An 8,976-nucleotide genomic window follows, 5' to 3' on the forward strand; every position below is an offset into this window, starting at 1 on the left:
ATATCGCCGATAAGTGGGTCAGATTTGAACCGTCGTTGACAGCCGTATCAATGGCTCGAACGAAGAGATGATGACCAGAGCGCAGGAAATGCAGGCGCTTTCAGATAAGACTCGTCTGAAGATTGGCCTAGGGGATGCTAAGTAATGAGCAACGGATGTCGAATCAGCATGGGTATTCGCGTGGATGTGTCTCGCCAGAAAGAGCTCCAAAATCCTGCTGGGAGAGCCCAGGTTCAGAAACAGCTTGCCAATTGGACAGAGTCCGTGCTCGGAAGTCGCAAAAAATTGTTAAAGGTCGAGCTGGCCCAGAAGGGTCGCTTAGCTGTCTCAGCGACCTATCTGAGCGACATAACTGGGCTTGGTAAGGAGTCGTTGTACACCTTAAACGAGATGCCCGAAGTGATACAGGCGATGACTGATGAGGGCATCATCATCGAGGGGTACAACGTTTTAGACTGCGACAAGCGCAGGCGGCTAATTTGTTGGTATGAGGGCCTGGAAGATGAGCAAAAGCTCGCCGTGGAAATTCATGCCGGCCAAGCCAAGCACCGTGGTTATCTCGACCAAATTCCAGTGCTCAGAGGGATCAGGCCTTCGAAACTGTACAACCTGACGCGGACGGAAATTGGCGGAGATGTACTGAAGCGCCGGGCTGAAGTTGCACTTCCCCCTGTAAGGGTGGGCCACAGAGAGATCAAGCGCCGAGTGCATGAATGGCGCGAGGATGTCGTCAGCAGTCGCCAAAAGCTGCTGGACGTTCAGCTCAAAGCCAGCGGCCCCCCTGCTGTGTCAATACCTTACTTATCCGAGCTGCTCGGCGTGAGCAAGTCGGCACTCAACAGCTCGTACGACATGCCGGAAGTGATCGATGCCATGACGAACGAAAAGATCATTCTTCCTGGCTACAGGTCATCCGAATGTGAAAAAAGGCGCAAGCTGCTCCGCTGGTATGGACGCCTTTCTCAAGAAGAGAAGCTTTCCATCCCTCTGTACGGAAACAGAATAAAAAAAAAGGGGTATTTGGATCAGCTTCCTGAGTTCAAACGAATGTTCACCACCTCTATGTCCGGGCTGATCAACCTTACCATAAGAGAAATCAGTGAAGACCTTGTACGGGCGGGGTTAGGGCCGAGCAATTATAAGACGGTTCAAGAGCGCGAGCAGGAGAAGGCCCGGTCGCCTAAGGCGCCCAAGCCCAGCCCACTTAAGCGATTTTTTGAGCTTCGTGCGATTTCGGTTAGATCGCTCGCCGATCTTTCGGTCTCTTCCGATATTCCGTTCTCCCCTTTATTGCATCTTTTTGCCGCTGGGTCGATGGAAAGCCACAGCGAATCAGGGCAACGGAATTATTTCGAGGCTTGGAGGAGGTTTACCCGCTGCCTCACCAGAGAAAAATACAAGGGCTACGAACCTGTAGTAACGATGCTCGGTGAGCACTCGTTGACCAGATTCAGAAAATATCTCGCAGCACAGCTTCAGGAAGGGCTGATATCGACCTCTGTCGCCACTACGGACATGAGCGCGACTCGCAAAATGCTGGAGAGCGCTAAAGCGGTAGAGGGCTTGGCACTGGACGGTTTCCATCCTGCGCCAGGGTTCGATGTGTCGCGCGAAACTGACTTGTACGCCGCTTATTCCCCTACGGAACGCATGCGAATCTCCGAGGCTATTCAGGCGGACATAGCCCGTATCCACGACTTGGCGCAGCCCTATGTTCGAACGGGAGTAGGAGAAGATCCGTATGACGGGCTCGGCAATGTGAAACGCGGCATGGGCACGTTGGAGATCGCTCGATGGATATTTGAAAACAAACTCAACTGTGTTCCCATCAACTATTCAAACCTTGACAAGAATGATAAGTATCACAAGTATTTCAGGAATATGATTGATGCATCTAGCCTTTCAATCTTCGAGATTTACGAGAGCTGGGGTGTCTTGTATGACCGTTCGTCAAAAGTTCTCGCGCCTTACATAGCTCGGCTTGCGCAGGTCACAGGTCTCAATGCAGATTCAATCGCAACGCTTCAGATCGACGATTTTGTGTCTTCGCATCCGCTGAGTCAGCGCCCCTGTTTGCGATATTGGAAAGAAAGGTCGACCGGTGAGAAAGAGTATCATTTAGATATTTTCAAAGCTGAGATATCTTGGCTGACGACATCTCAGGCCCGAGAGATAAAGAGAATAATTGAAGACGTCACTCTTATCACTTCTACGTTTAGAGCGGAGGCTGACCCCAGTATTAAGAATGATTTATTTATTTATAAATCTAGCTCGCGGCGGGCATACGGGGCTATCAAGTCAATTTCTGGGCGCGGGGGGACTTTAAATGTGGCTCTACGAAAATTCGCCGTTAGACATAATCTCCTTACCGATGCTGGCGAACCCTTGTCCCTGTCTCCGTCGCGATTCAGGCCAAGTTTCGTAAGTGAGTTGATTGAGCAGGACGTGTCGGTTCGCGAGATTCAAGTTATGCTAGGGCATGAGAACATTGAGACCACGCTGAACTATTTAGAGCGAATGGATTTCAATCGGATTGCTCGTGAGAAGTTGGATGGCGCACTTAGGAAAATCCATTCGGAAACCTTAATAGAGAAATTGGCTGCGCCAATTGCTAACTCTGATGTTCCCGTACAGGACGGAATCATATTCAAAACGCCGCTGGGTGGGTGTCGCAATATAATGAATCCTCCAGATTTTATTAAGCGCCTACGTAGCTATGTGCCTGGCAAGCCGTGTTCGCTCTATAATAAATGTCTGTCCTGCGATAACAATATAATCACCAGGTCTGATCTACCTGAGCTATATGCCATGAGAAAAGACTATATGCGAATATTGCAGGTTAGTCGTCTGGCAGATACTCCCTATGGCGGTGTCGTATTAGAAAATTTGGCATTGCTTGAAAGTATTTTGACCCCCGGACGTTCAGATTTCTCCGAAGAAGAACTCAACGAGGCTGGGCGCCTATCTGAATACGTTGACACTAACATCGTCATCGAGGGCGTTGGTCTGTGAGTGAAGAATACATAAAACAACTAAGCGAGTTTCGCGCGTGGCGAGATGAATTTCTCCCTGTCGTTGAAATGGCAATCAAGCGCGTGGCGGCTAACGACGATTCAGCATCTATATCCATGGAGGCTTGGGTGTATTACCAGTCCCTCCTAGCTATGCCTGTGTCGAGGCTCTCCAAATTCGGGGACGCGATCTGGGATTTTAATGCAGATGCTCCCCACGCAGCGCGAAACGTAAAAGGCGCGAAGCTCGTCATTGCCTTCTCAAAATATAAAAACCTAAATGCTACGGCAATCTTAGAGATCAAGGTAGCCCTTTATTTATATCTTCTCGCGCCTGCTGCGGTGACAGGTGACAGCCCTGGCGGAAGGAAAACTGTTAAGTACAATACGGCGGTCGCAATTTTCGAATGTGGATTAAGATTTGTTGACCATCTCTATGCCCTGGCAGCGGAAGAGCTAGGAAAAGATTATATCTCATCAAAATGCTTTGGCTTGGCTAATTTTAGTGCGGATAACTACATGCAGGCAGCGGAGAGCTTCCGCTACAAGTATAGTGACGGGATATCAAGATTCTTTTCGGTTTTGAGGTCGTCGCTGCTAAAAGCGTATATTTTCGGTGAGGCGCTAAGCTACGTGCGAGTCGATACATTGCCTTGGTCCTCAGCAGACGAAGAGAGTATTTCAATAAAAGATCAGTTTGCAATCTCGAAAAATCACCTTCCTAATGACGTTTTTGAGAAGTTGTCGAGTTATGCATCCTTATTGATAGTCGATTTTCTGGATGCTCTGGGCTTGCCCGTGCAAGATGTCGGCGCACTGAAGCGTCGAAATGTGAAACAATTTAGGAGAAGCGACGAATTTGGGATTAGTTCGAAGCTGATGGCTCTCTACACGGTCATGCGTCTTGGGGCCAAAGGTTACAGTTTTTCGCAGGTTGTAGATATTCTTGGTGACGTTGCTGTCGACGTGAGGACGACGGGAGGGTATGTCTCAAGAAGTGCGGTCCAAGAGCTAGCGGGAGGCTTGATCAATGACGGCCTACGGCAATACCTAAATTTGATCAACTACGCTTGCTGCTATATTGTCGGGCAGTACACAGGGATGCGTCCTTCAGAGCTTTCGGAGTTGCTTGTCGAAAGCTGCCTCGTTCAGGATGGAAAATACTGGTTGTTAGAATCCCGCGTTCTGAAGCATCAGCAGGATGAACGCAAGCTTTTTGATGACAGATGGATCGCTATTCCGATAGTCCGTGATGCCGTTGAAGTAGCTCGTGTGATGGCGCGCTACAAGCAGAGCCCGTATTTGTTTTCCAGCGTTTTCACAGTCGCTCCTGGAGCTAGTTGCTTGGCATTGGAATCGAACGGCATGAAATACCAGCTTGATGCGTTTTTAGCCGCAGGTCTTTCTCAAGAGCAATATGAAAATCTCAACTTCAACCCCTATGTTTTGAGACACACGCTTGCGTATCAGATGTACAGAATAGACCTTGGGCTGCCATTTATTTCACATCAGCTCAAGCACTTCGGAGAAATAGTCTCTGATTATGGTAAGAAGGGGTTCAGTAAAGTAACATTAGGTTACGGCAATATCGGTGACATGATTTCAAAGGGCGGGCGTCATGCTAATAACCCGCTCCGCAAGGAAGCTGAGGTTGAGGCTATCAAAGATTATTTCGATCCCGATGGTAGCTATGCAGGTGTTAACGGACCTGAGCACAAGGCTCGCATCGGCAGCGCATTCAAAGGTTATATGGCAGCAGGATACTCGAAGGAGGAGACGTTTGCAGCCATGGCTAATCAGCATCTCGCCATAGTGAATGTGGGGGCGGGCTTTTGTTACGGCGGGAAATCGGAGGAGTTTGATGATTCTTTGCCGTGCATCGGTGGTCTTCGCTGCAACCCTAACCGCTGCTCTAACTCCGTTATTACTAAAGCGCATGCGCCGAAATGGCGCGAGATCTATACGCAAAATCAGGGTTTGCTCTGCGATCCCGATTATGCGGATCGCTACGAACAGATCGAAGAGGTGATGAAGGAGGCTGAAGGCGTGCTCAGGTATCTGGGCGAAGGAATTGATCCATGAAACAACAGGCATTCGATAGCCGAAACCAGGAAGACTTCGATAAAAATACAGAAGCTTTATCGAAGGCGCTAAGTACCATTGCTTCCGATTACAATATTAAGCCAACCATCAGCGAACTGAGTCGAATCGCAGGGATTCATAGGAATACCATTCGACTTAGGCAATGGCCTATCCAAAGGCTTGAGGCAATAAAGGAGCAGCGGAAACTTGAAGAATTAAGCCGCAAGCTTAAGAAAGGAAAGCGACAAGATCCGGTAAGTGTTCTGACGGATAAGCTAGAAATGAGCCGGATTGAAGTGGTATACTGGTTTAACAAGTGCAATGAGTCAGAAGAGGCCGCTCATGCGCTTGAAATCCGACTTAAAAAACTACGTGACTCCCGCGATCATTATCTTCAGCTTTCCGAAAATGGGCAGCTTGAGATCAGTAAGTTGAGGCGCGAAATTGAGAACCTCCGTGGAGTCATCTCGCTTCTAGAATCTGAGCGTCCCGAGGGCTCTGCATGAAGGCTTATCAAGATCTGCTATTGGACGTGCTACACAACGGCGTTCAGAAGAACGACCGTACCGGTACTGGCACAGTGAGCGTTTTTGGCCGGCAGTTCCGGCATGATTTAGAAGACGGCTTCCCCCTCCTGACTACTAAGAAGGTGCACTTCAAAGGGATCGTCAACGAGCTGCTCTGGTTCCTGAAGGGCGACACCAACACGAAATGGCTGAAAGAGAATGGCGTTAGCATTTGGGATGAGTGGGCGACCGAGAACGGCGATCTGGGTCCCATTTATGGCAAGCAGTGGACTGCTTGGCCGACTAGGGATGGGGAGACGATCAATCAGATTGACTACGTCGTCGATACCCTCAAGAACAATCCGAATAGCCGAAGAATCTTGTTTCATGGTTGGAATGTCGAATACCTGCCTGATGAGAAAGTAAGCGCCCAAGAGAACGTAAATAACGGTAAGATGGCGCTGCCTCCGTGCCACCTTCTGTACCAGTTTTACGTTGCCAACAACAAGCTGTCGGCTCACCTGTTGATCCGGTCCTCAGATCTTTTCTTGGGTTGGCCTTATAACTGCGCTTCCCTGGCGACCCTGACCCACATGCTAGCTCAACAATGCGACTTAGGGGTGGGTGAGATCATCATAACCATGAGCGATGCGCATATCTACCTGAATCACCTTGAGCAGGCTAAGCTCCTTCTCACCCGGGATCCTAGGCCGCTGCCAAAGTTGAAGATCATGCGTAAACCTGACAGCATCTACGACTACTCGTTCGATGACTTCGAGTTGGAAGGCTACGAGCCGCATCCGCACATTGCAGCCGCGGTTTCAATCTAATATTGTTTAGGTTTGGGGGGTCATTTGGCTACTGTGAACGACTGCGTTAGTATCATTGCGAGACGACTGCTCTCAATGTTGCAAGACAAGATCAGCTCGACTGATGAGTCCCGTGAGATTGTTTGGGGCGAACTGCATCGCCTCTTACTTTGACATAAAGGGTTTAGTCTGATTTTGCAATGCGCCGGTAATCAAGTGAAACTCTTGTTCGATGCCTCTGTAGTGGTCCGCTAATCCCGGACCCCGAAACGGGTGGTAGTTTTACCGCCTAGCTGAGGTGCTCCATGACGAGACAACGTCGTACGTTTTCCACCAGTTCAAGCATGATGCAGCGTTGCTCGTTCTAGACCAAAGTTACCCGGTCGTTGGGGCAAGCAGGTCGCAGGGGTTGGTGAAACGGCGTTACGACGTTGGGTCGACCAGTTACGAATCGGATGGTGGTACGCCCAAGAGCATAACGCTGACCCCGGAACAGCAGAAGATTCAGCAGCTCGAAGCCCGAATCAACCGGCTCGAACGGGAGACAGCGATACTAAAAAAGTGCTAACGCTTCCTAATAGCGGAGGAGTTCGATCATCCGCGCTGATAGACCGGTTAAGTGAGCGCGAGCCTGTTGAATTGGTCTGTGAAGTGTTTGGCATCTCCCGATTCAGTTACTACGATGCCCGGCATCGCCGGACGCATTTTGACCCTGAGAAGGTAGAGCTGCGGAGCAAGATAAATCAGCTGTTATCGAGAGCCGAAGTTCCGCCGGTAGCAGAACCATTGCAGGTTTGATGCGCGAAGATGGCTATCGAATCGGTCGTTTCAAGGTCCGGCGCGTCATGCGCAGCTTGGGGTTGGTATCCAAGCAGCCGGGACGACACGCATACAAATCAGCCACCGTCGAGCGGCTGGACACACCGAATCACCTGAACAGAGACTTTGCGGTGCCAGCGCCTAACCAGGTCTGGTGCGGAGACGTTACCTATGTCTGGGCTCAAGGACGTTGGTGTTATCTTGCCGTCGTTCTGGATCTGTTCAGTCGTCGCGAGATTGCGTGGGCACTATCGAGCCGACCCGACCCGACGCAGAGCTAGTCGTAAAAGCATTGGACATGGCTTATGAGCAACGAGGACGACCGCAGAACGTGATGTTCCATTCGGACCAAGGGAGTCAATATGCCAGCCGGAAATTTAGACAGCGGCTGTGGCGCTAGCGCACGAGTCAAAGCATGAGCCGGCGGGGCAGCTGCTGGGACAACGCGCCGATGGAGCGCCTGCTCAGAAGCCTAAAGTCAGAGTGGGTTCCAGCCACTGGCTACACCACGTGAGCGAAGCACAGCGGGACATCAGCTATTACTTGATGCCGCGCTACAACTGGCTGAGGCCCCATAGCTACAACGGTGGCCTGGCACTTGCCAGAACCGAAGAAAAACTTAATCCACTGTCCGGAATCAGTTGACCACTACAACCGCCCATATAGAGCGCGCGAATCACCTTATGTTTTGCTCACCCCGGTGACCAGCGGCTCAAAACGTGCTAGGTTTGCCAGCCTCCCTACCCCTCAAGCGGTCCTACCCTCGGCAATCCGGGTGAATATGTTAAAACGGAACCGGAACGTGCCTCTAATAACGCAACATGACAAGATTGTCATTCTCGGTTAACTCTCTTGTCAGGCTGGATCAGGATAATCAAGCCAATTCCAACCGTGCCGCGTCGAGGACACCATGAACTTTAAACGAATGATGATTGCATCCAGTATGGCACTTGCCTTGATTGGGATTAGCTCTACAGTTCAGGCCGAAGACGGAAGCCTGAGGCTGAGAACTATGCTGGCCGACCGCGACACAGTTACCGATACCAATGAATCTGTGGACAAAGCTGGGCAACGTAGGAAACGTATCATGAATAATGACGAGCTGTTCTTAAAGAAAACGAAGAAAGCGGAAAAGAACGACGACAAAGACAGCTGATGCGCGGTTTCATCTCTTGAAGCAACTGTACTCCTTCAACAAGAGATGTTCTGGGCGCCTGACGGCGCCCTTTTTTTGATGCTGCGTATCACTTTCTTCAAGATTGCATGACACACGGGAACAGCGATGCGAGTGCTGATCATAGAGGACGAGATTAAGACTGCTGAGTATTTGCAGCAGGGTCTCAGTGAGTGCGGATACACAGTTGACTACGCGTTGACTGGGGTGGATGGCATACATCTATTCCGAAACCATCAATATGCGCTGGTATTGCTGGACGTCAATCTGCCCGAAAAGGACGGATGGTCTATCTTGCAAGAAATCCGGCTAGGCAGTGATACGCGAGTAATCATGTTGACGGCAAGCGGTCGGTTATCCAACAAGGTCAAAGGCTTAGATCTCGGGGCAGATGACTACTTGGTTAAACCCTTCGAGTTTCCAGAGCTCGTGGCCAGGATAAGATCCGTGCTAAGACGAAGTGAAAAGATTACAGAAACCGAGGCTCTAAAGATTGCCGATCTGGAGATCGATTCCGCAAGGCACTGCGTTTATTGAATCACACCGGGTTTCGTGGAGGCCTCAACTCTTGAGAG

Annotated in this window: 5 protein-coding genes and 2 pseudogenes; all 7 read left to right on the plus strand. The window is 50.2% G+C overall.

The genetic code is table 11. The features are described 5' to 3' along the window. Nucleotides 1-144: 144 nt before the first annotated feature. Nucleotides 145-3,012 (plus strand): site-specific integrase, encoded by a 2,868-nt coding sequence (locus tag FZE95_RS19250; RefSeq protein WP_150302413.1) that lies wholly within the window; start codon nucleotides 145-147, stop codon nucleotides 3,010-3,012. Then, the gene (locus tag FZE95_RS19255) at nucleotides 3,009-5,093 is read left to right on the plus strand and encodes a tyrosine-type recombinase/integrase (protein ID WP_150302414.1); all 2,085 of its coding nucleotides are present in this window, start codon (nucleotides 3,009-3,011) and stop codon (nucleotides 5,091-5,093) included. The genes FZE95_RS19250 and FZE95_RS19255 overlap by 4 nt, the downstream gene beginning before the upstream one ends. Continuing rightward, nucleotides 5,090-5,599, plus strand: coding sequence for a hypothetical protein (locus FZE95_RS19260; RefSeq protein ID WP_150302415.1), 510 nt, complete (start codon nucleotides 5,090-5,092; stop codon nucleotides 5,597-5,599). Before FZE95_RS19255 ends, FZE95_RS19260 begins: the two co-directional genes overlap by 4 nt. Further along, entirely contained in the window at nucleotides 5,596-6,429 is an 834-nt protein-coding gene (locus FZE95_RS19265) for a thymidylate synthase (protein WP_150302416.1), read from the plus strand. The genes FZE95_RS19260 and FZE95_RS19265 overlap by 4 nt, the downstream gene beginning before the upstream one ends. A 284-nt stretch (nucleotides 6,430-6,713) precedes the next feature. Then, a pseudogene (locus FZE95_RS19270) lies at nucleotides 6,714-7,872 on the plus strand (IS3 family transposase). A 265-nt stretch (nucleotides 7,873-8,137) separates the two neighbouring features. Then, the gene (locus FZE95_RS19275) at nucleotides 8,138-8,383 is read left to right on the plus strand and encodes a hypothetical protein (protein WP_150302417.1); all 246 of its coding nucleotides are present in this window, start codon (nucleotides 8,138-8,140) and stop codon (nucleotides 8,381-8,383) included. 126 nt (nucleotides 8,384-8,509) lie between these two features. Continuing rightward, nucleotides 8,510-8,935, plus strand: a pseudogene (locus FZE95_RS19280) (response regulator); the annotation flags it as partial. Nucleotides 8,936-8,976: the final 41 nt, after the last annotated feature.

It is taken from the genome of Pseudomonas profundi (genome assembly GCF_008638305.1).
GTDB classification, from domain to species: Bacteria; Pseudomonadota; Gammaproteobacteria; order Pseudomonadales; family Pseudomonadaceae; genus Halopseudomonas; species Halopseudomonas profundi.

Excerpts from the sequence above, each read along its gene's own strand:
- FZE95_RS19275 (WP_150302417.1), top strand. The coding sequence starts at position 8,138 with ATGAACTTTAAACGAATGATGATTGCATCCAGTATGGCACTTGCCTTG.
- FZE95_RS19260 (WP_150302415.1), top strand. The coding sequence starts at position 5,090 with ATGAAACAACAGGCATTCGATAGCCGAAACCAGGAAGACTTCGATAAA.
- FZE95_RS19265 (WP_150302416.1), top strand. The coding sequence starts at position 5,596 with ATGAAGGCTTATCAAGATCTGCTATTGGACGTGCTACACAACGGCGTT.
- FZE95_RS19250 (WP_150302413.1), top strand. The coding sequence starts at position 145 with ATGAGCAACGGATGTCGAATCAGCATGGGTATTCGCGTGGATGTGTCT.